21 protein-coding genes and 1 riboswitch are annotated in these 26,431 nt (G+C 71.8%); of the genes, 11 read left to right on the forward strand and 10 right to left on the reverse strand.

The genetic code is table 11. The features are described from left to right. Positions 1–79: 79 nt before the first annotated feature. The 5 genes from ACIRPH_RS14845 to thiC all read left to right on the forward strand — a co-directional run bounded on the left by ACIRPH_RS14845 (position 80) and on the right by thiC (position 9,826). The gene (locus ACIRPH_RS14845; RefSeq protein ID WP_402914165.1) at positions 80–1,492 is read left to right on the forward strand and encodes a glycosyltransferase family 4 protein; all 1,413 of its coding nucleotides are present in this window, start codon (positions 80–82) and stop codon (positions 1,490–1,492) included. Further along, a complete protein-coding gene (locus ACIRPH_RS14850; RefSeq protein ID WP_402914167.1) occupies positions 1,489–5,928 on the forward strand; it encodes an alpha-(1->3)-arabinofuranosyltransferase in 4,440 nt (1,479 codons plus the stop codon). Before ACIRPH_RS14845 ends, ACIRPH_RS14850 begins: the two co-directional genes overlap by 4 nt. Continuing rightward, complete coding sequence (locus ACIRPH_RS14855) at positions 5,925–7,004, forward strand: DUF3068 domain-containing protein (protein ID WP_402914170.1); 1,080 nt, start codon at positions 5,925–5,927, stop codon at positions 7,002–7,004. Before ACIRPH_RS14850 ends, ACIRPH_RS14855 begins: the two co-directional genes overlap by 4 nt. Positions 7,005–7,068: 64 nt before the next feature. Next, complete coding sequence (locus ACIRPH_RS14860) at positions 7,069–7,920, forward strand: SOS response-associated peptidase (RefSeq protein ID WP_402914173.1); 852 nt, start codon at positions 7,069–7,071, stop codon at positions 7,918–7,920. Between the two features lie 112 nt (positions 7,921–8,032). Continuing rightward, positions 8,033–8,144, forward strand: a riboswitch (TPP riboswitch). After that, entirely contained in the window at positions 8,138–9,826 is a 1,689-nt protein-coding gene (gene thiC, locus ACIRPH_RS14865) for a phosphomethylpyrimidine synthase ThiC (RefSeq protein WP_402914176.1), read from the forward strand. Its footprint overlaps the riboswitch before it by 7 nt. Positions 9,827–9,884: 58 nt before the next feature. On the opposite strand, the gene ACIRPH_RS14870 is transcribed toward thiC, so the two are convergent. From ACIRPH_RS14870 to ACIRPH_RS14880, 3 genes are all read right to left on the reverse strand, one after another. Then, the gene (locus tag ACIRPH_RS14870) at positions 9,885–12,599 is read right to left on the reverse strand and encodes a KGGVGR-motif variant AAA ATPase (RefSeq protein ID WP_402914178.1); all 2,715 of its coding nucleotides are present in this window, start codon (positions 12,597–12,599) and stop codon (positions 9,885–9,887) included. 41 nt (positions 12,600–12,640) lie between these two features. Beyond that, positions 12,641–13,042: a hypothetical protein gene (locus tag ACIRPH_RS14875; protein WP_402914181.1), complete on the reverse strand. Its 402-nt coding sequence runs from the start codon at positions 13,040–13,042 to the stop codon at positions 12,641–12,643. A gap of 240 nt (positions 13,043–13,282) precedes the next feature. After that, positions 13,283–14,098 (reverse strand): class I SAM-dependent methyltransferase, encoded by an 816-nt coding sequence (locus ACIRPH_RS14880; RefSeq protein ID WP_402914184.1) that lies wholly within the window; start codon positions 14,096–14,098, stop codon positions 13,283–13,285. A 356-nt stretch (positions 14,099–14,454) separates the two neighbouring features. Between ACIRPH_RS14880 and ACIRPH_RS14885 the strand changes: the two genes are divergently transcribed. From ACIRPH_RS14885 to ACIRPH_RS14900, 4 genes are all read left to right on the forward strand, one after another. Further along, positions 14,455–15,117 carry a sigma-70 family RNA polymerase sigma factor gene (locus ACIRPH_RS14885; RefSeq protein ID WP_330157464.1) on the forward strand — a complete coding sequence of 221 codons (663 nt, stop codon included), beginning with the start codon at positions 14,455–14,457 and terminating at the stop codon, positions 15,115–15,117. After that, positions 15,114–15,422, forward strand: coding sequence for a mycothiol system anti-sigma-R factor (gene rsrA, locus ACIRPH_RS14890; RefSeq protein WP_402914187.1), 309 nt, complete (start codon positions 15,114–15,116; stop codon positions 15,420–15,422). Before ACIRPH_RS14885 ends, rsrA begins: the two co-directional genes overlap by 4 nt. A gap of 817 nt (positions 15,423–16,239) precedes the next feature. Beyond that, positions 16,240–17,607: an HD-GYP domain-containing protein gene (locus tag ACIRPH_RS14895; RefSeq protein ID WP_402914190.1), complete on the forward strand. Its 1,368-nt coding sequence runs from the start codon at positions 16,240–16,242 to the stop codon at positions 17,605–17,607. Next, positions 17,607–18,941 (forward strand): HD-GYP domain-containing protein, encoded by a 1,335-nt coding sequence (locus ACIRPH_RS14900; protein ID WP_402914811.1) that lies wholly within the window; start codon positions 17,607–17,609, stop codon positions 18,939–18,941. Before ACIRPH_RS14895 ends, ACIRPH_RS14900 begins: the two co-directional genes overlap by 1 nt. Positions 18,942–19,026: 85 nt before the next feature. On the opposite strand, the gene ACIRPH_RS14905 is transcribed toward ACIRPH_RS14900, so the two are convergent. After that, positions 19,027–19,767, reverse strand: coding sequence for a GntR family transcriptional regulator (locus ACIRPH_RS14905; RefSeq protein WP_267948351.1), 741 nt, complete (start codon positions 19,765–19,767; stop codon positions 19,027–19,029). A gap of 144 nt (positions 19,768–19,911) precedes the next feature. Between ACIRPH_RS14905 and ACIRPH_RS14910 the strand changes: the two genes are divergently transcribed. Then, a complete protein-coding gene (locus tag ACIRPH_RS14910; RefSeq protein ID WP_402914192.1) occupies positions 19,912–21,456 on the forward strand; it encodes a sensor histidine kinase in 1,545 nt (514 codons plus the stop codon). 206 nt (positions 21,457–21,662) lie between these two features. Here ACIRPH_RS14910 and ACIRPH_RS14915 read toward each other — a convergent pair whose 3' ends face one another. Then, on the reverse strand, positions 21,663–21,920 hold the full coding sequence (locus ACIRPH_RS14915) for a WhiB family transcriptional regulator (RefSeq protein ID WP_267948353.1): 258 nt from the start codon (positions 21,918–21,920) through the stop codon (positions 21,663–21,665). Between the two features lie 302 nt (positions 21,921–22,222). Further along, complete coding sequence (locus ACIRPH_RS14920) at positions 22,223–23,155, reverse strand: diacylglycerol/lipid kinase family protein (protein WP_402914195.1); 933 nt, start codon at positions 23,153–23,155, stop codon at positions 22,223–22,225. Positions 23,156–23,300: 145 nt separating this feature from the next. On the opposite strand from ACIRPH_RS14920, the gene ACIRPH_RS14925 reads away from it, so the two are divergent. Further along, entirely contained in the window at positions 23,301–23,690 is a 390-nt protein-coding gene (locus ACIRPH_RS14925; protein WP_402914198.1) for a hypothetical protein, read from the forward strand. Positions 23,691–23,722: 32 nt separating this feature from the next. On the opposite strand, the gene ACIRPH_RS14930 is transcribed toward ACIRPH_RS14925, so the two are convergent. The 4 genes from ACIRPH_RS14930 to ACIRPH_RS14945 all read right to left on the reverse strand — a co-directional run bounded on the left by ACIRPH_RS14930 (position 23,723) and on the right by ACIRPH_RS14945 (position 26,352). Then, the gene (locus tag ACIRPH_RS14930; RefSeq protein ID WP_267950266.1) at positions 23,723–24,481 is read right to left on the reverse strand and encodes an RNA polymerase sigma factor SigF; all 759 of its coding nucleotides are present in this window, start codon (positions 24,479–24,481) and stop codon (positions 23,723–23,725) included. A 41-nt stretch (positions 24,482–24,522) separates the two neighbouring features. Next, positions 24,523–24,948, reverse strand: a complete 426-nt coding sequence (locus ACIRPH_RS14935; protein ID WP_267948356.1) for an anti-sigma factor — start codon at positions 24,946–24,948, stop codon at positions 24,523–24,525. Between the two features lie 125 nt (positions 24,949–25,073). Then, complete coding sequence (locus tag ACIRPH_RS14940) at positions 25,074–25,565, reverse strand: GNAT family N-acetyltransferase (protein ID WP_402914201.1); 492 nt, start codon at positions 25,563–25,565, stop codon at positions 25,074–25,076. Positions 25,566–25,764: 199 nt separating this feature from the next. Further along, on the reverse strand, positions 25,765–26,352 hold the full coding sequence (locus ACIRPH_RS14945; protein WP_402914204.1) for a methyltransferase domain-containing protein: 588 nt from the start codon (positions 26,350–26,352) through the stop codon (positions 25,765–25,767). Positions 26,353–26,431 lie beyond the last annotated feature (79 nt).

Here is a 26,431-nt window from a genome sequence, read left to right on the forward strand (position 1 = left end):
GTGATCGCCGTGCGTGTCCGGACGCGCGCGGAGGGTGTCCTCGGCCGATCCTCCCGGACTCCGCGCGGAAGGAGAGCGTGTGGTCTTCCAGAAGGTCCGCCCCGGGGCGGAGCCCGCCCTGCCCCGGGTCGCCGCGTCCCCGGCCGCCGTCACCGCCCCCGCCCCGGCCGAAGCCGGCACGGAGGCGCCCCCCGACCTCGGACCGCGCCTCGACGGGGTCCGCCTGGTCATGATCAACTGGCGCGACCCCTGGCAGGCCGCCGCGGGGGGAGCCGAGGAGTACGCCTGGCGGATCAGCCGCCACCTGGCCGAGCGCGGCGCCATCGTCACCTTCCTCACCAGCCGCGAACCCGAGCAGGCCCGCGTCGAGACCCGGGACGGCATCGTCATCAGGCGCATGGGCGGCACGTTCACCGTCTACCCGCGCGTCATGGCGTGGCTCGCCCTGTGGCGGCGCGAGTACCTGCTCGCCTTCGACTGCATGAACGGCATCCCCTTCCTGTCCCGGCTCGTCCTGCGCCGCAGCACCAGGGTGGTCAGCGTCGTCCACCACGTGCACGACCTCCAGTTCAACGCCTACTTCTCGGCCCCGCTCGCCCGGGTGGGCCGCTTCATCGAGTCGGCCGTCGCCTCCCGCGTGTACCGCGGCTGCACCACCGTCACCGTGTCGGAGTCCTCCCGCCGGGCCATGCGCGAGAAGCTCGGCTGGAGGGCGCCCATCGAGATCGTCCACAACGGGGGCACGCCCCCGGAGCCGCCCCCGCGCCCCGCCGCCCTCCACCACCCCCGGACCGCGCCCTCCGGCCGGCTCCTCCCCGGTCCCCCCGGCCCCGCGACCGGGCTCGGGAGCCCCGCCGTCGTCAGCCTCGGCCGCCTCGTCGTCCAAAAGCGCGTCTCGCAGGTGGCGGACCTGGCGCGCAGCCTGCGCGGCGAGCATCCCGGCCTGAAGGTGCACATCATCGGGCGCGGCCCCGAGGGCGACCACCTCGCCGAACAGGTCGTGCGCGACGGCACCGGCGACCGGGTCCGCCTGCACGGGTTCCTCTCCGAGGAGGACAAGAACGACGTCCTGGCCTCGTGCGACCTCCACGTGACCGCCTCCGAGTTCGAGGGCTGGGGCCTGACCGTCATCGAGGCCGCACGCCTCGGCGTGCCCACCGTGGCCTACGATGTGGACGGACTTCGCGATTCGGTGCGGGACGGTGAGACCGGGTGGCTGGTCCGCGAGGGCGAGGACCTCGCCGACGCGGTCGCCAGGGCCCTGGAGGAGCTGTCCGACCCCCGCCGGGCCGAGGCCGTGCGCCGCGCCTGCCTCGCGTGGGCCGCCCGGTTCACCTGGGAGGCCAGCGGCGCGCGGATGGCCAGGCTGGTCGCCGCCGAACTCGGCCTCCCCGGCGGGACCCCCGACCATCCCGGCGCCGGAGAGGCCCCGGCCACCACGACCACCCCGGGCGCCCCGGCCGGGGCAGCAGGCAGGAAAGAGCGAATGTGACTTCGGCGGAATCCACCGCCAGGCGCGAACCGGAGGATTCCAGCACACCGACCGCCCCCCGCGGAGGGCTGGACCAGAAGCTGATCACACGGCTCAAGGTCCTCACGGTGTGTCTGCTACTGGGCGCTCTGGCAGCGAGCATCGACCCCGGCAGGATCGTCAGCGACACCAAGATCGACCTGACGGCCGACCCCCTGGGGTTCATGGAGCGGGCCCTGCACCTGTGGGACGCCTCCTACTTCGGGCAGATCCAGAACCAGGCCTACGGGTACTTCTTCCCCAACGGCCCCTTCCACCTGCTGTTCGACTCGCTGGGCATGCCCGACTGGCTCGTCCAGAGGCTGTGGATGGCGGTCCTGCTCGTCGCGGCCTTCACCGGCGTCTACAAGGTCGCCGGGGCCCTGGGCATCGGCACCCCCGACACGCGCATCCTGGCCGGGGTCGCCTACGCCCTGGCCCCCCGCGTGCTGACGCTGCTGTCGTACAACTCGGCCGAGCTCCAGCCCATGCTGCTGATGCCGTGGATCCTGCTCCCCCTGGTCCTGGGGGCCCGGCACGGGTACTCCCCGGTCCGCGCCGCCCTGCTGTCGGGCCTGGCGTTCCTCCTGTGCGGCGGCACCAACGCCGCCTCCGAGCTGGCCGTCCTGGTCGTCCCCGGCCTCTACCTGCTGACCCGCGCCAACGGCCCCCGCAAGCGGCGGCTCATGGTGTGGTGGACGGCGGCCCTGGTCATGGCCTCGTCCTGGTACGTCGGGCCGCTGCTCATCATGTCGCGGTACGTGTACTCGTTCATGCCCTACACGGAGGACGCCGCCGTCACCACCGGTGTCACGTCCCTGGTCAACGCGCTGCGCGGCACCTCCAACTGGATGGGGTTCCTCCCGGACCAGGGCAACACCGCCCTGCCCTCCGGCGCGGAGCTGTCCACCACCCCCTGGCTGATCGCGGCGACCGCGGTGGTCGCCGGGCTCGGCCTGGCCGGGCTGGTCAACCGGCGCACCCCCGAGCGGCTGTTCCTCATCACGAGCCTGCTGACCGGCACCGCGGTCGTCGTCGCGGGCTTCACCGGCGACCTCACCGGGCCCTTCGCGGAGACGGTGCGCACCCTCCTCGACGGTGCCCTCTCCCCGTTCCGGAACGTGCACAAGTTCGACGCGCTGATCCGCCTGCCGCTGGTCCTGGGCCTGGCCCACCTGCCGGTCGTGGTGGCGCGCGACCGCGCGGACCGCGGCGGGGGCCCCGCCCCCGGGCGCGTCCGCCGGGCCGTCGCGGGCGGCGCCTCCTCCGTCTTCCTCGTCACCCTCGTGCCCGTCGGCACCGTCGGCATCGCCCCCGCCGGGGGCTACGAGCGGATCCCCGAGTACTGGTACGACGCGGCCGACTGGCTGGAGGAGCGCTCCGACGAGCGCGGCATGACCATGGCCCTGCCGGGCTCCGCGCGCGGCGAGTACGAGTGGGGGCGCCCCCTCGACGAACCCCTGCAGCCCCTCCTGGACGGGGCCTGGACCAACCACCAGATCATCCCGTGGGGTTCGGCGGGCGTCTCCCGCATCACCCACGAGATCGACCAGAGGGTCTCCTCGGGCCGCGGCTCCGCCGGGCTCTCCGCCACCCTCGCCCGCATGGGCGTCACCCACCTCCTGGTCCGCAACGACCTCCAGCGCACCGCCAACAACGGCGGCTGGCCCGCACGCGTCCACCAGGCCCTCCGGAACTCGCCCGGCATCACCGAGGCCGCCGAGTTCGGCCCGGTGATCGGCTCCCTCGACCACCAGTCCGCCTCCCAGTGGTTCGACCAGCCGTACCCGGCCCTGACCGTCTACGAGGTCGGGGAGGCGGCCCCGACCGTGGGCACCGTTCCCTCCGACGGGACGCTGAGGGTCACCGGCGGACCCGAGTCCGTGCTCCACCTGGCCGAGCAGGGCCTGCTCACCGACGACCGCCCGGTCCTCCTGGGCGACGACCCCGGCACCGCCGGGATCGCCGCGGAGGACACGATCGTCACCGACACCGCCCGCCGCCGCGAGGTCGTCTACCCCGACGTGCGCCGCAACGTGTCCGCGACCCTGACCGAGGACGAGGAACTCGAACGCGACGTCCCCGCGCCCGACGTCCTCGACCCGGCCTGGGAGGACCACGTCGCCCACGCCGAGGACATCGGGATCGACTCGGTGAGGGCCTCCTCGTCCGAGAGCGGTGCGGGGGCGCGCGCCGGCGACCGCGACCCCGGGCACGCCCCGCACGCCGCGCTCGACGACGACCTCACCACCTCGTGGCGGTCCAGCGCCTTCACCGGGGCCCTGGGCCAGTGGCTCGAGATCGAGTTCTCCGAGCCCCAGGACCTCACGGGGCTGAGCATCGCCTTCGAGCAGCTCGCCGACGAGCCACCGCCCTCCCGCGTCACGCTGGTCACCGACAACGGCGAGGCGGAGGTCCCCGTCGCCGCGACGGCGGAGCCGCAGGAGCTCATGGCCCCGCCCGGGCCCACCGGCACGCTGCGCGTGCGCGTGGACGAGCTCGCCTGGGAGCCCGAGTACCGGTTCGGCACCCGCGTGGGCATCGCCTCCGTCTCGGTCCCCGGCCTCGAACTGGACCGCACCCTGCGCGTGCCCGGCCCCGCGGACGCCGGGACGCTGCTGTTCACCGGCTCCACCGGGACCGCGCCCGGCTGCATGGAGGGCTCCCACGTGTGGGTCTGCAACCCGCGCCTCCAGGTGCAGGGGGAGGACGCACGAGGGCTGGACCGCACCTTCGACCTGTCGGCGGACGCGGCCTCCGCGCCGCACTCCGTGACCGGCGAGGTCGTGCTCACCGACCCCAGGGAGGCGGAGAACGCCGCGAACCGGGCCGGCCCCCACCCGCACGTGACCGCCTCCTCCACCGCGGTGGAGCACCCGGCGGCCATGGGCCGGGGCGTCCTGGACGGTGACGAGAGCACCGTCTGGTACCCGGACCCGGAGGAGAAGAACCCCTGGCTCGACATCGACCTGGGGGCTCCCACCGGGATCGGGTACCTGGCCGTCGAGTTCCCGCGCGCCGACAGCGTGATGCGGCCGATCCGCGTGACCGTCGAGGGCGGCGGCACCGTACGCGAGGGCTGGATCGACGGCAGCGGCCGGGTGGACTTCGCCGAGTTCACCGCGTCCTCGCTGCGGGTGACGTTCGAGCGCCCCGAGGGGCAGGCGCTGGAGATCGGCACCGTCGAGATCCCGGGCGTCGAACCGGTCGACCCGCTGCCCGAGGGCGACGCGTCCACCGCCTGCGGCCTGGGCCCCACGCTGCGGGTCAACGGACAGCGCGTGGAGACCCGGATCAGCGGGGGAGCCCTCGCCGACCAGCTCACCGGTCGGCCGGTGCCCTACGAGAGCTGCACGGACCTGGACCTGGTCGAGGGCGAGAACCGGGTCGTGGTCGACCCGGGCAACCGCTACGAGGTGCGCTCGGCGCTCATCGGCTCCGCCGGGCCCGCCGCGGACCGGGCCGAGGTCACCACGGCCGAGGTGGAGGCCCTGCACGAGTGGGGGCCCGGCGAGCGCCGGTTCGACGTGGACGTCGACGAGGACAGCTTCCTGGTCGTCAACGAGAACTTCAACGAGGGCTGGCGTGCGGTCCTGGAGGGCGGGGACGCGCCGCTGGAGCCGATCCGCCTGGAGGGGTGGAAGCAGGCCTGGGTCCTCCCGGAGGGCAGCGCGGGCACGGTCACCCTGACGTACACGCCCGACGCCGCCTACCACCGAGCCCTCGCCGCCGGAGCCGTCCTGGCCGCGGTGCTGGTGGTGGCGGCGCTGTGGCCCCGCCGGCTCCTGCCGGGCGGGCGCGCCCACCGGTCCTCGCCCCCGCGCGGCTCCCGGTCCCTGCCCGCGGCCGGCCCCGGCTGGGCGGGCCGCTGGGCGGTCCTGCCGCTCGGCCTGGCCTACGGGGTCTGGGTCGCGGGCTGGGTCGGCGCGGCCCTGGTCGGTCTGATCCTGCTGTGCATGTGGTGGCTGGGCCGCCGCGCGCCCCGGCGGCTGAGGCACGCCAGACCGGGACGGCCGTCGATGGGCGGGCGCCTCCTGCCCCACCTGGCCGGGCCGTGGCCCCCGGTGGTGTCGCTGGGCCTGGCCGGGCTGTCCCTGGCCCTGGGCACCCACCTGGCCCTGTACATGCCCTTCCACGACGTCACGGAGGCGTTCGGGGGAGCGCTGCGCGGCTGGGCGGCCCAGCTGCTGTGCCTGCCCGCGCTCGCCAGGCTCGTCCTGGCCCTGGGGCAGCGCGGCGACGGGGACCCGGACGACGCCGACCCGGCCCCGGCCCGGGGGGAGGCCCGGGCGGATCCGGGGGCCGCCGGGTCCACCCGCCGTCCGGACCCCGGCGGGGCGGACGGGCGGGGCGCCCCGGCGGCGGAGCCCCGTGACGACGACCTGAGGGAGCCCGACTCCGAGGAGGCCCGAGCATGAGCGCGATCGGGACGCCGGCCGACAGCCAGGTCGGCCCGCCCGGGTCCCCCGCACGCGCCGTGCCGCGGGGCGCCGTCATGGTGGCGCTGGGGGCGTTCCTGCTGACACTGGCCGCCCTGCTGCCGCTGTACGTGCACGAGAGGATCGCCCTGCTGCCGGCGCAGACCCGGTTCGACGTCAGGATGGTCGACGAGGACGCGGGCTACCTCGACACCTCCACCTGGCGGTGGGTGGAGGCCGCGGAGCTCACCCGGGTGACCCGTGTGGACGGCTCGGCCCACGGCGGGGACTGGTCGGCGTGGGAGGTGTCCGTGGACACCTCGGCGCCCGACCGGATGATCGACCACTGGAGCCGGCGGGTGATCGTGGACCGCGAGACCGGCAGGGCGGTCAACTGCTGCGGCGAGCACGTCGACGGCGACCGCGCGGTCCGCCAGGCGGGGCTCGTGTACTCGTGGCCGCCCGGGGCGGAGGAGGGCGACCACCCGTTCTACGACGCGGAGGTGCGCTCCGCGCCGATGCTGGAGTTCCAGGAGTGGGATGAGGTCGCCGGGGTCCCCGTGCGCCGGTACAGCCAGTGGGTCGAGGCCGCCCAGGTTCCGGAGTCGGCGCGCCCGGTGCCCGCCGAGCTGTTCCGGTCCGGCGCCCGGGGGACGGTCACCGCCACGCGCTGGCTGGAGGTGAGCCGCACGTTCTGGGTGGAGCCGGTCAGCGGGATCGTGGTCGACGCCCACGAGACGCGTGCGGAGACCCTGCGTCCGCAGGACGACGGGGGCGAGGTCCCCCTCCTGCACGCGGAACTGGCCATGGCGGACAACCAGGTCTCCGGCTACGCCGAGCAGGCCCGCGTCAGGTCGGTGCTGCTGCGCGCCCTGGACTCCTGGGCGCCCCGGACCCTGGGGCCGCTCGGAGGGCTGGCGGTCCTCGTCGGCCTGGTCCAGGCATGGCGGGGCCACCGCGCGGACGGCGCACCCGCGGACGGTGCGCTGAGCGGGGACGCGGACGCCGGCCGGGAGGCCCCCGCCCGTGGGCGCGGGCGCCGGCGCGCCGGGGAGCCCCTCGACCCGCAGTGGTGACCGGGCCCCGTCCGCGCCTGTGTTCCGGCGGTGGGCGGGAAGGCCACGCCGTAGTATCGGACACATGTGCGGTCGCTATGCCCAGTCCCGGAACGTGCACCAGCTGCAGCTCGCCTTCGGGCTGCCCGAGCAGGCCCTCACCGAGGAGGCGGATCCCCGGTCGTGGCCGCCGCTGGAGGAGCTGGAGCCGGACTACAACATCTCGCCGGGAAGACCGGTGTACGCCGTGCTCGGGTCGCCGCCCCGGGCCGGCGACCAGGGCCCGCCCGGGCCCAGGAGCCTGCACACGCTGCGCTGGGGCCTCGTCCCCTCCTGGGCCAGGGACCGCAACGTCGGCTACCGGATGATCAACGCCCGGAGCGAGACGGTCGCCGACAAGCCGGCCTTCCGCACCGCCTACCGGCGCCGCCGGTGCCTGCTGCCCGCCGACGCCTACTACGAGTGGCAGCTCGTCGGCAAGGACGGCACCGTCCAGGCCAGCACCTCGCCCGCGACCGACCCCCAGCACAAGAAGCGCAAGGCCAAGGCCGACAAGAAGCCCTACGCGATCCACTACCGGGACGACCGCCCCCTGGCGATGGCGGGCATCTTCGAGCGCTGGCGCGACCCCGAGGTTCCCGAGGACGACCCCGCCGCCTGGGTGTGGAGCTGCGCGGTCATCACCACGGGGGCGGCGCCCGGGCTCGACCACATCCACGAGCGCATGCCGGTCGTCGTGCCTCCGGAGGACTGGGCCGCCTGGCTGGACCCCGCCTCGGGCGCCGACGAGCTCGCGCACCTGCTGGGGGAGACCCCCGTCGACCGGTTCGCGGTCGACGAGGTGTCCACCGACGTCAACACCATCAAGAACAACCGTCCCGACCTGCTCGAACCCCTCACCGACACCGGGGGTGGCGAACCGGGGACACTTTTCTGACCCCTGTGGCGGTGGACACAGCGGGGGCGGACCTGTGTATGGTGTGCGGGGCCGCAGGGCCCCGGCGCCGGGATCGAGGCGCCGCGGCACGCACGACGTGCCCACACATGTGAATACGCAACGCGGGAGCTCGCGCCATGGCGGGCTGAGAGGGCGACTCGACGGTGTCGCCGACCGCAGAACCTGTTCGGGTAATTCCGACGTAGGGAGGCATGCCATGACGGCTACCGACGGTCGTGACGTCAGTTCCACCAGAGGTTCCGACACCGCCGTTCACCGGGTGACCACCGGTCCCATCATGGGATCATCCAAGGTCTATCGCGAGGTCGTGACCCCGGAGGGCCACACGCTCCGCGTGCCCCGGCGCAGGGTGGGACTCAGCAACGGCAGCCACTTCGACCTGTACGACACCTCCGGCCCCTACACCGACGACGCCGTGTCCGTCGACGTCCACCGGGGCCTTCCCCCGACCCGCCTGGCCTGGGCCGGGGACCGCCCGCCGGCCGGCGGCGCGTCCACCCAGCTCGCCCGCGCGAAGGCCGGGACCCTCACCCCCGAGATGCGCTTCGTGGCCGAACGCGAGGGCGTGGACCCCGAGTTCGTCCGCTCCGAGGTGGCCCTGGGCCGCGCGGTGATCCCCGCCAACCGCTGCCACCCCGAGTCCGAGCCGATGATCATCGGCAAGAACTTCCTGGTCAAGATCAACGCCAACATCGGCAACTCCGCCGTCACCTCCTCCGTGCCCGAGGAGGTCGAGAAGATGGTGTGGGCCACCCGCTGGGGCGCCGACACCGTCATGGACCTGTCCACGGGCAGGCGCATCCACGAGACCCGCGAGCGCATCCTGCGCAACTCGCCCGTCCCGATCGGCACCGTGCCCATCTACCAGGCACTGGAGAAGGTCGACGGGGACCCGGCCCGGCTCAGCTGGGAGGTCTACCGGGACACCGTGGTCGAGCAGTGCGAGCAGGGCGTGGACTACATGACGGTGCACGCGGGGGTGCTGCTGCGGTACGTGCCGCTCACCGCCCGCCGGGTCACCGGCATCGTCTCCCGGGGCGGCTCCATCATGGCCGCCTGGTGCCTGGCCCACCACAGGGAGAGCTTCCTGTACACCCACTTCGAGGAGCTGTGCGAGATCCTCCGGGAGTACGACGTCACCTTCTCCCTCGGCGACGGGCTGCGCCCCGGGTCGATCGCCGACGCCAACGACGAGGCCCAGTTCGCCGAGCTCCGCACCCTGGGGGAGCTCACCCACGTCGCCCGCGCGCACGACGTCCAGGTGATGATCGAGGGACCCGGGCACGTCCCCATGCACAAGATCGCGGAGAACGTGCGCCTGGAGGAGGAGCTGTGCGGCGAGGCGCCGTTCTACACGCTCGGCCCCCTGGCCACCGACGTGGCCCCCGGCTACGACCACATCACCTCGGCGATCGGCGCCGCGCAGATCGGCTGGCTCGGCACGGCGATGCTCTGCTACGTCACGCCCAAGGAGCACCTCGGGCTGCCCGACCGCGACGACGTCAAGACGGGCGTCATCACCTACAAGCTCGCCGCGCACGCCGCCGACCTGGCCAAGGGGCACCCCGGGGCCCAGGAGTGGGACGACGAGCTGTCCAAGGCGCGTTTCGAGTTCCGCTGGCAGGACCAGTTCCACCTGTCCCTCGACCCCGAGACCGCCCGGTCCTTCCACGACGAGACCCTGCCGGCCGAACCGGCCAAGACGGCGCACTTCTGCTCCATGTGCGGGCCCAAGTTCTGCTCCATGAAGATCACCCAGGACGTGCGCCGCTACGCGGAGGAGCACGGCCTGGACACCGTCGCTGCCATCGAGCGGGGCATGGCCGACAAGTCGGCGGAGTTCTCCGAACAGGGCAGACGCGTGTACCTCCCCCTCGCCGAGTAGCCAGTGTCCCCCGAGGCGGGGGAACCGCCCCGAGGTTCCCCCGCCCGCCTTCCGGCTCCTAGGGCTTGAGCACTCGTACCTTGCGGCTGATGTTGAATCCCAGTCCGTGACGGTAGATCTCCGGCACCCTGTACTGCCCGCTGCTGTCGTCGAAGTAGAACACTCCCGCGGTGAGGAGGGCGTCCGCCTCCTCCGTAGTCAGGCCGACGTCGTCGAGGCTGAAAGGCACGGTGACCGTGGCTCCGCGGCTCTGGAGACGGGCGAGAAGCTTGCCGATATCCTGGTTCTCCGTCTTGATCGCGTCGATCTTGATCTGACTGCACCGGGCCAGGGCGGTGCGCATGGCAGAGGGGGCCAGCACCCGGTCCGTCCAACGGCTGTTGCCGGACCCCAGGGACAGTTTGGCCGACTCGGCGAGGAACGCCGTGACGTCACGGGCCTGGACCTGTTTGTTGTAGTCCGCCAGAGCGGCGGGGACCCAGAGGTGGGAGCGTGCCTCCCGGGACTTCTCGGAGCCCATCTTCCAGCCCCAGAGGGGCACCAGGATCTTGGGCAGGTCGTCCTCAGCGATGTCGGATATGTCCAGTTCGGGCCGGTCCAGTGCCCCGGCCTGGGAGGCGATCCACACGGTCAGACGCAAGGAGTCCGTGCTGTCCCAGCGCAGCGCGTACGACTTGTACCGGTCCGCGAGCTGGCTGCTGTTCTGCTGTACCGCCCAGTTCACCAGGTCCCTGCGGACGAAGGCGATGATGCCGAGTGGTCGCCCGCGCAGGGCACGGAGCCAGTTGAGGGTGTCGATCAACAGCGTTCGCAGCGCGGTGCGCTTGACCTCTGAGTCCAGTTTCTGGAGCATGTCCTCCAAACCGTCGATCACGAAGACGGCGCGCACCCGCGCTCCGAGCGCGACCAGCGCCTCCTCGGGAGAGCGGTCGGACACCTCGGCCCCTGCGGCCATGGCGAGGCAACGCAACCACATCGACCGCCACCGGAGGGTGTCGTCGGCGGGGAGGTCGGAGAGGGCCCGGCTGAGGGTGTCACGGATATCGATGGTGGTCGCTGCCGTACCGCCGTGTCGCTCCGCGAAGGAGTCCCGCAGGGTCTGTGTCGTCAGGCTCGCCTGGTTCTGCTGGAGGGAGTCCGGCTCCAGGACGGGCACGATCGAGGCGTCCAAGGTGACATCGGAGACGTCCGACTGCTCCGCGAAGAGGCGCCATTCCCGTGCCGCGCACGCCTTCGCGTACGTGAAGGTCTTGCCCGCTCCCTTGGCTCCGAGCACCAGGGCGATCGGGGGTTCGGTCCGGTGGTCGCCGACCAGGCGCCGCAGGGGCTCGGTGGCGAGGAACCCGGTCGCCGACGTGAGGCCCTGGTTCTCGGCGTAGACGAGGTCTTCGGCCGAGCTCGCCAGGTGCCGGCGCTGGTCTCGGACGTCGATCCGTTGTTCTTCCGGTGACGGGGTGACCTGGACCGGTGGTTCCGGCACCAGCGCGGACAGCGTCTCCCTCACCCCTGAGCGTTCGATGGCTGCCACCACCCCGTCCCACTGGGGCGGGAGCGCCAACAGGTTCTCGTTGAAGGGGCTCAGCAGCGGCGGCGTGAACACGTCGGTGTCGAGAAGCGTGTTCTCGTCCTCAAGGCTCTCTTCCGTGACGATGACCGAACCGGCCAGTGCGTCCGAGAGGTTCCGCTGCGCGGTCTCGACCTGTTCCCGGTGCGCGTCGTGGCGGAACTGGGTGATCACTGCGGAGCTGACAGGATCGGTGCCGTGGATCGACGGCGCCCGGTGGCCGAGTTGCCTGATGAGTCGGGTCGTCCCGGAGAGGGACTGGCCGCTCAGGGTCGTGACGAAGACGCGCTGGATCCTGGGGTCGAGCAGGAGTGGCGCGGACAGTTCGGAGGAACCGGCACGAAGGTCCACGATGACGACGTCTGCCCCGGCCGACTCCGTGAGTTCCGCCAGGGCCTCGGAGACGAAGTAGCGCGAGCGGTCGGGCGTCAACAGATCGCCGGGGTCGATCCTCGGCGGAGTGAGGAGACTCCGTCGGCTGGCGGGCAGCACGAGCACGGCTCCTCCGCCGGGATACCTGCCGATGTGCTGGTTGGGCAGGTACGACGCGGCCAGGGCGACGGCGCGTGTTCTGTCCTCGTCGACCGAACCGTGCAGGCTTGCCAGGAAGTCCTCGTAGGCGAAGTCCATCTGCCCGCCCTGCTCCTGGTACATCCACGTGATGCCGGGAGCTTCCAGGTCGGCGTCCACGAGAAGGACACGGCTGCCGCGTCGGGCGAGGTGGTCGGCGAGGGCGACGGCATGGAGGGTTCTTCCCACCCCGCCCTTGAAGGAGTGGAACGCGAGAACCTGGACCCCGGAGGCGAACTGGTCGGATCCGGGACGTGGTAGCGGGTCGGCCAGCTCGCGAACGATGCGGCGTTCACGGAGCTGGGGCAGACGGCGAAGGTCCGAACCGCCGTGACCGGCTCTGATATCGATGGGAAGAGCCGGAGCCGGGTCTTGGGACGGCCCGTCGAGGAGCAGAGCCGGCTCCCCGCCCACTCGTGAGACAGATCCGGGGCCGAAGCACTTCTCGTCCTCCAACCAGGCGAGGACGGTACTCGGCTCAGTGCCCTTCACGACCTCCATCTGCAGCCCGTCCCACCAGGCGTCGACTTCGAGAAGCCACGTCGGCCAGCCGCCGCCCAGAGCGAGCTCGCTCAGCCTCTCCTCGACGTCCACCCATGTGTACAGGCGGACGGGTGCTGATGAGACCAGGTCCTCCACTGTTCCTCCTCGTTCCCTGTCGTCAGTTCACAGGACTCGGTTCACGCCTGCTGACACCAACGGATCAGCGATCGGAGTGCGACCAGGGCCTTCTTCTCATCCGACGGATCCAGTCTCGCACCGTAGCGCCAGGCTTCGTGGAGGTCCCTGATCGGGACGCGCTGGTTCGCGTCGTGTCTGGCACGGCAGTCGGTGAGCCCGCTCATCACGGAACCGGGCAGGTTGAGCTCCCTCGCCAGGCTCCGCAGATCGTGGGACCTCTCCAGACTGACGGAGTCCCGGCTCCCCGACCGGCGGATCAGCTCCGCCTTGAGTCCGCACTCCGCGGCGTAGAACAGGAGAAGGCAGGCGACGTCCCTCTGCTCGTCCACGATCTGCTCACCCCACCTCGCCAAACGGTCGCGGTTCGCGAGGAGAGCGGCGCGCCCAACATTGACACCCATGTGGGAGATTGTTCCAGGATCCCATGCCCGGCGGAGCATATCCAGGCCACGGGATCGGGCCGCCCGAGGGGCGGCGAAGCCGGCGTGCCACCCGCCGCTCCCGGGTCCCGGGCGGCCCGTGGCACGGACCGCAGAACCCACGGGCACCATCGGCTCCGCAAAAGATCCACCGACTCGCGCATTCCGCCCACCGCCGGTTCCGCCGGCCTCGGCCTCCGACCGCCCGGGCGGTCGGAGGCCTCAGCCGGGCTTGCGGGCGCTGGCCACCAGGTGCACGCCGACGTAGTCGTCGGACTCGGTCGCCCGCAGTTCCATCTCCACCAGGCGCCCCATCGACCTCGGGTCGCGGGCCAGCATCATCTCCACCGTGGAGGCGGACAGCACCGTGCGGGGCTTGATCCACTCCAGTTCCAGACCCGCGTCCGAGAGCGTCTCGGTGAGCTGCTCGGCGGTGAAGCACCGTGTGATGGAACCGTCGGGCCAGGGGACCAGGAGCACGTCCGCGCTCGGCGCGTGGCTCAGCTCCGGCCAGCGGTCCTGCTCGGCGAGCAGCGCCATGCCCAGCACCACGGAGTCCACGCACAGCAGGGCGCGTCCCCCCGGGCGCAGCACCCGGGCGACCTCCGCGACGGAGGACTCGGTGGCCAGGTGGCGCGACAGGACCCGGTTGTCGGCGATGACCCCGTCGAAGACCTCGGAGGCGAAGTTGCGCAGGAAGGCGGAGTCCCCGACGACGTGGCGCAGGCGCCCGCGCCGCGCCGGGCGCGGCACCACCGCGCGCCCGTTGACGAGGGTGAGCGGGCGGCGCACCGCCATGTCGGTGGAGGGGAGCAGGGTCACGACGTCGTGGCCGGCGGCCACCGCTCGCGGGGTGCCCTGGTAGTCGGGGCTGGACACGTCGAGGAGTCGGGAGGGCGCCTCGGGGAGCCAGCGGGCGATCTGCGCCTCCGCGACCGCCCAGTAGAACCGCCAGTAGTCCGAGAGGCGGTCGGGGGTGGCGAACTGCGCCGCGGGCGAGCGGGGGCGTTCGGAGGCAGGGGTTGAGGACGGTTGCACGTGCGCTCCTCTCCCATCCTTCAAGTGGTCCTACCCGCACTCTGCCATGCCTCACCTCCGATGACCGAGGCAAACGACAATTTCGGGCGGGTAAGGGACCTTCGTCCCCCGGGTGGGGCGGAATCAGCCCGGCGCGAACGTTGTTGTCCTCCACACCGCCGCCGGAAGCGGACGTCCGGGGCGGACGAAAGTCCTATGAGGAGGGTCGTCAGAGCATGCCGACTGCCGGTTCATGTCTCGAGCGCGGGGAGACGGCGTTGCCGCCGCGCGGTGGCGGTGCGCGGGTCAGGGCCACGGGACCGTATCGTTGGGGTATGGATGCCCCAGCTGGGACCAGTGCGAGGAGGCCGACGGGCTTGGAACAGGGCCAGGAGACAGCCGAGGAGAGGGACGAGCGGTTCGAGAGGGACGTGCTCCCCTTCCTCGACCAGCTCTACTCCGCGGCGTTGCGGATGACACGCAACCCCGCTGACGCGGAGGACCTCGTCCAGGAGACCTTCGCCAAGGCGTTCGGTTCGTTCCACCAGTTCAAACAGGGGACGAACCTCAAGGCGTGGCTGTACCGCATCCTCACCAACACCTTCATCAACTCCTACCGCAAGAAGCAGCGGGAGCCGAAGCAGGCGGGGACCGAGGACGTCGAGGACTGGCAGCTGGCCCAGGCCGCGTCGCACACCGCGGCCGGTCTGAAGTCGGCCGAGGCCGAGGCGCTCGAACACCTCCCCGACAGCGACGTCAAGCGGGCGCTGCAGGAGCTTCCCGAGGACTTCCGGATCGCCGTGTACCTCGCCGACGTCGAGGGCTTCGCGTACAAGGAGGTCGCCGAGATCATGGGGACGCCGATCGGGACGGTCATGTCCCGTCTGCACAGAGGCCGTCGCCAGCTCCGGTCGCACCTGGAGGAGTACGCGGCGGAGCGCGGCTTCCTGCCAGCGAGGGCGGCCGCGGCCGCCGGCGTCGCCTCGGGAACGTCCGCTGGTGCGGGTCAGGACGGGTCGGATCGAGGAGATCTGCGATGAGCGGCGGTCACGGCGAACACAGCGACACCCCGTGCAGCGAGGTGCTCGACAAGCTCTACACCTATATCGACGGTGAGCTCGAGGAGCGCAACTGCGAGCAGATCAGGGAGCACCTGGACGGGTGCAGCCCCTGCCTGGAGGAGTACGGGCTCGACGAGGCGGTGAAGAAGCTCGTGGCCAAGCACTGCGGTTGCGACCCCGTCCCGATGGACCTGCGCGACAAGGTGCTGGGGCGTCTGGCCCTGGCGCGCACGGAGCAGTTGGCCAAGGAGGCCGGCGCGGAGGCGCCGGGGACGCCCGCCTGAGGGCCGTGTCCTCGGCCCTCCCCACCCGAGACGGCGGTACCTGGAATTCCAGGTACCGCCATTGTCTATTTTGTGCCCCATTTCTGAATTGACTGACTCTGCCTCCTTGTGTGGCGCTTTAGGGCTTTTGCGTGAATGCCTTCCCGGTTCCCCCGTGGCTGCCGGAGTTTTGGTCACGTGTGGGCGCGGCAACCTTCCTGCGACGTTCTTCGACACGCCCGGAACACCGGCTCCGTCCCCGGCCGTAACCGACTCGGAATGTTTTTTCCCCCGAGTCCCCCAGACTGTTGCGAATGGTTACTTTCCGTAGTCGTTCGAGGTGGTCTCGGCTGGGTGGGCGGGGAGCAATCGTCTTGACGGTGGGTAGTCCGACCTGCTTGTCCGGTGGTTCATGGTTACTCAGGGTAATACAAAGAAATTACTAATTGAATTCGTAATTCCGTATTCCGGAACTTGTGGCCGTCGTGGGGTTCCGGATCTCCGGTGGTTCGGGTCGGAGGTAAACGGGAGTCCGTCGTTGCCCGTTAAACTGGACGCCATATCCAACGAATGGGGTAATTTACGCGGCGTGCCCGGGGGAATGGGGGCGCGCCCGCGTCGGGGAGAGGGGAACAACGATGTTCATCAGCATGCTCCACACCGCGATCGGCGCTCTTTGGGTCGTAACCGCCTTCACCGGGTGGTCCTGGTGGTAGAACAGAACCGGTGAAACCATGACAGTCCGGTCGTCATTGGCGGGGGGTGAACGGGGGTGCGGGCTCTTCCTCGGGGCGCGCGTGTCTACGTCGGAATCATCGTTGTCAGTGCTGTCGCCATCGTGCTCGTCGGTCCCTACTCGGGGATCGATCTGCAGACGCTGGTCCTCGTCGCGATCCTCTTCGTGGTCGCGGAGTCGATCAGCACAGCCGTCCTCAAGGGCGTCAGAGCGGGGATCTCGCCGAGCTCGGCCGTCTCCCTGGCCGCGGTGGTCCTGGTCGGACCGGTCGGTGCGGCGGTGGTCGGTTTCGCCTCCTGCCTCACGATCCGCAGGATGGACCTCGTCAAGAGGGCGTTCAACGGCGCGCAGTTCGCACTGGCGGCCTACGCGGCCGGACACGTCTACCTTCTGCTCGGCGGAACGGTGGGGGAACCGGGCCGGGAGGACTTCCCGGCCGTGGTGCTCCCCTACGTCGCCGCCGTCCTGACCCACTCCCTGGTCAACTCGGCCCTCATCGGCACCCTCATGTGGGCGCTCGGGGTCGTGCGGCCGGGGAGCCGGAGCAGGCTCCACTGGCGCCCCCTGGTCGCCGTCGAGCTGTCCTCCATGGGCTACCAGATGCTGGGGCTCGCCATCGCGGCCGTCTGGGGAGGGGTCGGACTCGTCGCCCCGCTCCTGGTCCTGCTGCCCCTGTTCATCGCCCGCTGGACCTTCGCCCAGCAGCTGGACGAGGCGCGCGCCCACGAGGCGACCCTCGCCACCCTCTGCCAGGCGGTGGAGACCAAGGACTACTACACCCGGGGCCACTGCATGCGCGTCGCCGAGGGCGCCGCCATGATCGCCCGGGAACTGGGTATGCCCGCCGAGCGGGTGCAGAAGATCCGGTACGCCGGAATGCTGCACGACATCGGCAAGCTCGGAGTACCCACCAAGGTGTTGCAGAAGACGGGCAAACTCACCGACGACGAGTACGCGGCCATCAAGCTCCACCCGACCCGCGGCTACGAGATCGTTCGCGAGATCAGCTTCCTGGACGAGGCGCTGGCCGGGATCCGCCACCACCACGAGCGCCTCGACGGGCGCGGCTACCCCATGGGGCTGGTGGGGATGGAGATCCCCGAGTCCGCGCGCATCATCAGCGTCGCCGACGTCTTCGACTGCCTCACCTCCACGCGCTCCTACCGGCAGGCGTGGTCGGCGGAGGACGCCATCGCCGAGCTCCGCGCCTGCGCCGGCACCCAGTTCGACCCCAGGATGGTGGAGGCCCTCGTGCGCGCCGTCGAACGGGAGGGCTGGGAGACGCCGGACATCGCCGAGCCCCCGGGCGGCTGCTACACCGAGGCGGACCCCACGAACCGGACCCGCCCGGGGGCCGCCGACACCGCGGCCGGCGACGAGGCGCCGACGACGCCGGCGCCCGCGCCGGAGGAGGAGGCGTCCGACGCGGCCGCGCCCGCCGACGCCGTGACGGGCGGGAGCGAGCGATGATGACGCAGAAGCAGTCCGACGGCGCGGGGACGTCGCGCCCCGCGCTGAGCGGCCCCGAGGGCGGGGCCCTCAGCCACCAGCGCCCGCGCGGCCCCCTCTGGCGCACGGCCCGGCCGTTCCGCGCCGTGCTCGTCGGCTCGGTGGGGGCCGGGGCCCTGGCCGCGCTGGTGTGGACGGCCGCCACCGGTTTCGTCGAACCCTACGTGGCGCTCGCCTTCTGCCTGGTCATCGCCGTCGGAGAGCTGGCCAGGATCACGCTGCCGGGTTCGCGCGAGGTCGCGCCGATCGCCTCGGCCGGCGCGATCAGCTACGCCTTCCTGCTGACCCTGGGCGCCGGGCCGCTCCACCACTCCGCCTGGCAGGTGGTGGCGGTGGTCGCGCTGGGCGTGGCCCTGGGAGAGCTCCCGCACGTCGCGGTGGGACGCAGCCCCCGGGTCGAGGACGCGGCCCGCAGGGTGCTCGCCGCCACGGTGCTCGCGGTGGCCTTCCGCCCGGTGGCCGAGCAGTTGGGGCTGGCGGGGCCCTCGGTGACGGCCACGCTGCTGATGGCCGCACTGGTCCTGCTCACCTGGTTCGCGGACTCCCTGGTCGCGGCCGTGCTCAGGGCGGAGCGCCTGCGCACGAGGCTCCTGGTCGCCGTCCGGGACGAGCTGCGCGCCCAGTTCGCCACGGGCGCCGCGATCGGCTCCAGCGGTGTGCTGATCGCGCTCGCCTGCACGGTGACCGGCCTGGCCGGCCTCCTGGTGTTCACGGCGCCGCTGCTGGTGTCCCAGGCGGCCTTCCGCCGCCACGCGGAGGTGCGGCGGACCTACCTGGAGACGGTGCGCGCGCTGTCGCGGGTGACCGAGGTCGGCGGGTACGTCGAGAACGGCCACTCGCGCCGGGTCAGCCAGCTGTCCCACGGGATCGCCTGCGAACTGGGGCTGGCCGAGGCCGAGCTGCTGGAGCTGGAGTACGCGGCCCTGATGCACGACATCGGCCAGCTGTCGCTGCGGGAGCCCATCGCGGGCGGGGCGACCGTGCTCGCCTCCCCGCGGGAGCAGAGGCGGATCGCCGAGCTCGGATCGGCGATCATCCGGGAGACCGGCGTGCTGGACAACGTCGCCGAGACGGTCCGGCGCCAGTGCGAGCCGCTCGCGGGCGACGGTGACGAGGGGGTGCCGCCCCTGGGCAGCAGGATCATCAAGGTCGCCAACGCCTTCGACGACCTGGTGGGGGAGAACGGGGACGCGGAGCGCCGCGCCGCCGTGCTGGAACGCCTGCGGATGGACACCGACAGCGAGTACGACCCCCGCGTGGTCGACGCCCTGTCCTCGGTGCTCGCCAGGCTCTGAGACGCCTCCCGGCGTCCGGGGCCGCCCCGCCGCCGCGGCCCCGGACGCCCCGGCGGGGCGCGCACGAGGGGAGCGGCGGGGCCCGTCAGTCCAGGGGCGGGCGCAGGCGGGTGACGAACTTGTAGCGGTCGCCGCGGTACAGCGACCGCACCCACTCCACCGGGTGGCCGTCGCCGTCGAAGCTGTGCTGGCAGTGCAGCACCAGGGGCAGGCCGACGTCCACACCCAGCAGCCGGGCCTCGTTGGGGGTGGCCAGGACCGTCTCGATCGACGCCTCCGCCTCGGCCAGGGAGACGTCGTAGGCGCTCGCCAGGGCTTCGTACAGCGACGCGTAGCGGTCCAACTGGCGCCGGAGGCCCGGGAAGCGCCGTGCGGCGAGGTGGGCGGTCTCCACGGCCATCGGCTCGCCGTTGGCCAGGCGCAGCCGCTCGATGCGCAGCACGCGGCCGCCCGAGCGGATCGCGAGGAGCTCGGCGAGCTGGTCGTCGGCGTTGATGTAGCTCACGTCCAGGATGCGGGTCGCCGGGTGCAGGCCGTGCGCGCGCATCTCCTGCGTGTAGCTGGTGAGCTGGAGCACCTGGGCGACCTTCGGCTTGGCCACGAACGTGCCCTTGCCCTGGATGCGGAGGAGGCGGCCCTCCACCACCATCTCGGTCAGCGCCTGGCGCACCGTCGTCCGCGACGTGCCGAACTGGGTCGCCAGTGCCCGCTCCGGGGGGACCGGGTTGCCCGCGGGCATCGCCTCGATCAGCTCAAGGAGCTGCTTCTTCACCTGGTAGTACTTCGGCACCCGGGGGTTGCCGTCCAGTGTGCGCTGACCAGTCATCAGTCTCCTCCGCCGCGTCCCGCGCTTGCCGCACACACCCCGCCGGCGTGGCCGGTACGGCGGGCGGGCGGCCGCCGATTGGTGTGGACCACTGGTCGAGTGCGTACCCCTTGAGTATGCACGCCTTCATGGGATGATTTGTGAGTGCCTCACCTCAGTGATCTCATCCGGCGACACACGTCACTCAAACAAGCGGACCTGGAGTGGATCCACTCCCTGGTCTCGGACTGGCAGCTCCTCGCGGACCTGTCCTTCGCGGACCTCGTGCTGTGGGTGCGTCTGCGCGAGGACGACGGCTGGGTGTCGATCGCCCAGATGCGCCCCACCACCGGCCCGACCGCCTTCCAGGACGACCTGGTCGAGGCCGTGCTCCTGGACGACATGACGGATGTCACCTCGCGGTCGGCGCCGCGGGCGGTCGGCCGCAGGGCCCTCATCGACCGCGCGTGGAACGAGGGGCGGATCTGCCGCGACGGCGACCCCGACTGGTCCGGGGGGGTCCCCGTGCGGGAGGAGACCATCCCGGTGCGCCGCGAGGGCAACCTCATCGGCGTCATCCAGCGCAGCACCAACCTGAGCTCGGCGCGCACGCCCAGCCGCCTGGAGCTGACCTACCTCCAGAGCGCGGGCGACCTGGCGCAGATGATCGCCGAGGGGGCGTTCCCGTTCAGCGACCAGGGGCCGCTCATGGTGCGGTCCCCGCGCGTGGGCGACGGGCTCCTGCGGCTGGACCAGAACGGCGAGGTGGTCTACGCCAGTCCCAACGCCCTCTCGGCCTACCGGCGGCTCGGGCTGGCGGCCGACCTCGTGGGCGCGCGCCTGGACCGCACCACCCTGGAGCTGGCCGCCACGGGGGAGGCGCGGGACGAGGCCCTCACCTACACCGCGAGCGGCCGGGCGCCGCAGGAGGCGGAGGTGGAGACGCGCGGCGTCACCGTGCAGCTGCGCGCCATCCCCCTGGTCATCGACGGGGTGCGCATAGGGGCGCTGGTGATGGTCCGCGACGTCACCGAGCTGCGGCGCCGCGAGCGCGAGCTGATGACCAAGGACGCCACCATCCGGGAGATCCACCACCGGGTCAAGAACAACCTCCAGACGGTGGCCGCACTGCTGCGGCTCCAGTCCCGGCGCCTGGACGTGCCCGAGGCGCGGGCGGCGCTGGACGAGGCGGTGGGCAGGGTCGGGTCCATCGCGATCGTGCACGAGATGCTCTCGCACACCCCGGACGAGGTCGTGGACTTCGACGACATCGCCGACCGGGTGATCCAGATGGCGGCGGAGGTCTCCTCGACCGGCGGAACGGTCGTGCCCCGCAGGGTCGGCGGCTTCGGGCTGCTCAACGCCCTGGTGGCGACGCCGCTGTCGATGGTGCTCGCCGAGCTCGTGCAGAACGCCGTCGAGCACGGGCTGGAACAGGGGCCGGGGCGGATCGAGGTGCGGGTGCGCCGGTTCGACCCCGAACCCGCCCATCCGGGCTCGGGGAGCCTGGAGCTGGCCGTGTCGGACGACGGCGGAGGACTGCCCCTCGACTTCGACCTGGAGGGCGCCACGAGCCTGGGGCTCCAGATCGTGCGGACCCTCATCGTGGGGGAACTGGGGGGGACCCTGGCGATCAAGCCGATGGAGAGCGGCGGGACCGAGGTCGCCATCAGCCTGCCGCTGGAGCGCGAGGAGGGCGAGGTGCCCTGAGGGGGCCTCCCCGGAAGGGGAGGGGCGTGGGTCCCCGTCGCGCCGCGGGGACCTCTCGTGCTTCCCCGTGCGTGCCCGGGGAGCACCGTCCCCCGGGACGCGCCTCCCGCGGCGGGCCGCGCCGCGGGGGTTCCGCCCGTGTCACCGGAGGGGGTGCGCCGGTGCGGCGGTCCACCGCCGTGGCCGCGGGGGCGGCAGAGGGGGTGTCAGCTGCGGACCATGGAGCGGTGGGAGGAGCCGCGGCGCTTCTTGAGCAGGCGGCGCTCGTCCTCGCTGGTACCGCCCCACACGCCGCCGTCCTGGCCGCTCTCCAGCGCCCACTTCAGACAGGCCGAGCTGACGGGGCAGCGCTGACAGACCGCCTTCGCTTCCTCGATCTGGATCAGTGCGGGGCCGAAGTTCCCGATGGGAAAGAAGAGTTCGGGGTCTTCGTCACGGCAGGCTGCGTCATGGCGCCAGTCCATGCGGTCCACTCCTCACGGTGAGGCGATCGGATGCTTGTGAAGCTTTTCACGATCGTGCGCGTGTGCGGATTGTGCGAAGGGCGCCCGATGGATGGGTCCCATCGGAGGATGTCCAGGCCGAGATGGTTCAGGTTTCACCCCACGGCCATGTGGGAAGCGCCCAAATTAACTCGCCCGTAACTCGCGGCGATATCTTGAGCGTGACAGGGTTCCCCGGGGCATGCAAGAGGTCCCGAGGTCCAAGGTCCTGATCGGTGTGTCGGGTGCGTCACAGTGCTTGCGAATGGCATCTATCACCGCAATTAACAGATGATTCGTAATGCCTTCGGTACAGAGTGGAAGTTGACCTGTTCTCGGTCGCCCAGGTATTCGCCGTCGATTTGGAACGCCCTGGGGTGCGACGACGTGATGCGGAGAGAGTCCTGGTCATGCCACGTGGCGTAGCCGTCCCCCTGCGCCGGCAACCCTTTGGGGAAGAACATTTGGGAAAGAACCCAGCCGGTGATCGCATGGGACGAGTGGGTCAGGGCGAAAGCGTCCAGCCCCAGCTCGAAACGGGACGCGGGGGTCGGCTGAAGGGGGAGGGCGCCCGCGTACGTCCACGGTGTGGTGTTGGTGACGAGCGCGAAATACACCTCTTCGAGGGTCCTTCCGCGGCTGGCCACGCTTAGTGACGGATCGCGGATATCGCCCTGGAAGAACAGCTTTACCGCGACTTCGGCGTACAGCGCCGGGGTGGCCTTGCGGCCGTTCGCGCGCTCGTGCTCCACCTGCTGGACCACATCGGCGTCCCATCCGAAGCCGGCACAGAAAGTGAAGTAGCGGTCGTCCTGGTCGCTGGTGATCCGCCCGAGGTTGATCTCGCGCTCGCGCCCCTCGCGGACCGCCTCGAGCACCGCGCCGGTCGCCTCCACCGGATCGCCGGGCACGCCGAGGGCGCGGATGAACACGTTGGCGCTGCCGCCCGGGATCACCGCGTAGCGCGGTCGCTTCAGCCCCTCGGGGGCCGTCAGGAGGCCGTTGACCACCTCGTTGACGGTGCCGTCGCCGCCGAGGCTCAGCACGAGCTCGTAGCCGCGGGCCGCGGCCTCGCGGGCGAGGACCACGGCGTGGTCGCGGTACTCGGTCTCGGCGACGGTGATGTCCAGCTCCGAGGCCAGGGCGCCCAGGATCACCTCACGGGTCCGTGACGTGGTCGTGGTCGCCTGGGGGTTCACGATGAATAGGGCGCGCACCCGCTCAGTGTAGGCGTTCGGGGGGTACGGGGCCCGCCGTGCCCGTGACGAGCCCCCGCGGGCGTCAGCCGCGGGGCCGGCCCGTCCGGGGGGCGAAGCCCGGGGGCGGGAGGCGGGGCCGCGCGGGCGCGTATAGGCTCGTCGGGTGTCTTCTCGTCCCGTCACCGTCGTCGCCGCAGCAGCGCTGGAGGCCCTGATCGGGCTGGCCGCGGCGGTCGGCGGACTCTACAGTTTCTTCATCGCCGTCACCGGCCGGGCCGGCGACCTCACCAACGCGATCCCCCTGGCCGCCCTGGGCCTGGGCGTGGGCGCGCTGCTGGTGTTCGTCGCGCGGGGGCTCTGGCAGCTCAGGGAGTGGGCCCGGACGCCGGTGTTCGTCACGCAGCTCTTCCTCGCGGTGGTGTCCTACTACATGTTCACCAGCGGGCAGTACGCGATCGGGGCGGTGCTGCTGGGCGTGGCCGTGTGCGCCTCCGCCGCGGTGCTCTCGCCGCCGACGACCGCGGCGCTCTTCCCCGAGGAACGGGGGAAGTAGCTCCGCGGCCGCCGCGGCGGACCGCCGTCCGCTCAGTCGTCCGTGGTCAGGGCCTGGCGCAGCTGCGCCAGTGTGCGTGCCAGCAGACGGGACACGTGCATCTGTGAGATCCCCAGCTCCTGGGCGATCTGCGACTGCGTCATGTTGCCGAAGAAGCGCAGCAGCAGGATGCGCTTCTCCCTCGGCGGGAGCTGTTCCAGGAGGGGCTTGAGCGACTCCCGGTACTCCACGCCCTCCAGGGACTCGTCCACGATGCCCAGCGAGTCGGCCACCGCGGGGGCGTCCTCGTCACCGCTGTCGGGAGCGTCCAGCGAGACCGTCGAGTAGGCGTTGGCGGACTCCAGGCCCTCCAGCACCTCCTCCTCGGTCATCTGGAGGTGGGCGGCGAGCTCCGCGACGGTCGGGGAGCGCCCCTCCCGCTGCGACAGGTCGCTGACCGCCTTGGTGAGCGAGAGCTTCAGCTCCTGGAGGCGGCGGGGAACCCGCACCGCCCAGCCCTTGTCGCGGAAGTGGCGCTTGATCTCACCGACGATGGTCGGGGTCGCGTAGGTGGAGAACTCCACCCCGCGTTCCAGGTCGAACCTGTCGATGGACTTGATCAGCCCGATCGTGGCCACCTGGGTGAGGTCGTCCAGCCACTCGCCCCGGTTGCGGAAACGGCGGGCCAGGTACTCCACCAAGGGCAGGTGGAGCTCCACCAGCTCGTCGCGGATCCGCCGGCGCTCCTCGGAGTCCGCGTCGAGTTCGTTCAGGCGCTCGAACAACAGTCTCGCTCGCGCCCGGTCGGGCACCGCATGTTCGGTCTTCGCTGTCAGAGCGGGCCCCCTTTCGCTCACGCCGACTCCAGGGTGCCGCGGCGTTTGTACAGGACGATGTAGACGCGGTCGTCCGGACCGACCCCCGAGTCGACCTCGCCCGCCAGGGCGGAGAGGACGGTCCACGCGAAGGTGTCGCGGGCGGGAAGGCGGCCGTCTGCGGTGAGCACCGAGACGGAGATGCGCATTCCCTCGGGGGTGAGTTCAAATTCCGTGGTCAGTTCTGTGCCGGGCAACGCCTGGGAGAGGAGCATCGCGCAGGCCTCGTCGACACCGATCCTCAGGTCCTCGATCTCGTCGAGGGTGAAATCGAGTCGCGCGGCCAGGCCGGCCGTCGCCGTCCGCAAGACGGACAGATAAGCGCTGTCCGCAGGCATGTTGACGGTGACAGCGTCCCTGACGCCAATGGCGTCGGCCGTGGGCACAGCGGTTTCTTCGGTCACGTCCCTCCTTCGGGGGGCGAGGTTGCCGCTTGAAAGCAATGTATCTCGTTTCACCCTGCCACTGACGCAGGGAGAACGGATCGTGTCCGGTGGATCCGGAATGAAGGCGAGACGATCGCCCCCTCTCAGTCCCGCGATGAGCTCAGGGCGGTCAGCGCCGCGCCGTCCAGACGGCGCACCGTCCATCCGTCCATGGGCCGGGAGCCGATCGCCTCGTAGAAGCGGATCGAGGGCTCGTTCCAGTCGAGGACGGACCACTCCAGGCGGGAGTAGCCGCGCTCCACGCAGATCTCCGCCAGGGTCCGGAGCAGGGCCAGGCCGTGGCCCCTGCCGCGTGCCTCCTGGCGCACGTAGAGGTCCTCCAGGTAGACGCCGTGCCTGCCGGTCCAGGTGGAGAAGTTGAGGAACCAGAGCGCGAACCCGACGGGGACGGCGTCGCCGTCCCCGCCGACGTCCTCCGCGACGTGCGCGAACACCGACGGGTCCGGGCCGAAGAGCGCGGTGCGCAGGTCGTCCTGGGTGGCGACCGCGGCCTCGGGCTCCTTCTCGTACTCGGCGAGCTCCCGGATCATCCGGTGGATGACGGGGACGTCGTCGGGCCGGGCGGGGCGGATCATCGGGTCACCTCGGGTCACGGATCGGCGGACACGTTCACCCACAGCCTATGCGCTGGGGAGGGAGGGACCCGTGGGCCGCCCGCGCGGCCGGGGGCGGGGAGCCCGGACGTCCGTCCGGGGGAGGGCCGTGGGCCGCCCGCGCGACCGGGGCCGGGCAGCGGGGGCGGCGGGCGCGGTCCGGGGACGGTCCCGCCCGCGCTCAGGGCCGGTGGGCGACCACGCGTTCGACGAGGCCCAGCGCCAGGCGGTCGTGGTGGCCGATCTCGAAGCCGACCTCGGCGGCGACCTCCCGGGGCAGGCGGCGCGGGTTCTCGCGGCGCTGCTCGACGAGCCGTCCGGGCAGGCGGGTGTACTCGATGTGGTCGACCATGAGGAGCCTGCCGCCCGGCACCAGGACCCGGTACATCTCCGCCAGCGCGCGCCTCTGGTCCGCCACGGCGCACAGCGCCAGCGTGCACACGACGGTGCCGAAGGTCTGGTCGGGGAAGTCCAGGTCCTGGGGGTCGCCCTCGACGAGCCGGGCGGGCATGCCCAGCTCGTCGGCTCTCTCCCGGGCCCGGGACAGCGCCTCCGGGTCGGGGTCGATGCCGGTGAGCCGGACCTGGGGCGGGTAGTGGCGCAGGTTCCTGCCCGCGCCCACCGCCACCTCCAGCGTGTGCCCCCGCGCCCCGGCGCACAGGATCTCCCGCGTCCGGCGCATGGCCGGGCTCTGGAAGCGCCCGCCGTGGTCGTGACGGGCGGTCGGCCGCCCCCCGCGCCTGCGGCCGTCCTCGGTGCGCGAATCCATGTCTCCCCCTGGCAGCGGCGCCTACACCACGACTCTGGGTCCCCGCCGTCTTCGGGTCAAGGGGAAGACGGGGCGCGTT

The sequence above is a fragment of the Nocardiopsis sp. NPDC101807 genome (assembly GCF_044766605.1).
Taxonomy (GTDB): domain Bacteria; phylum Actinomycetota; class Actinomycetes; order Streptosporangiales; family Streptosporangiaceae; genus Nocardiopsis; species Nocardiopsis tropica.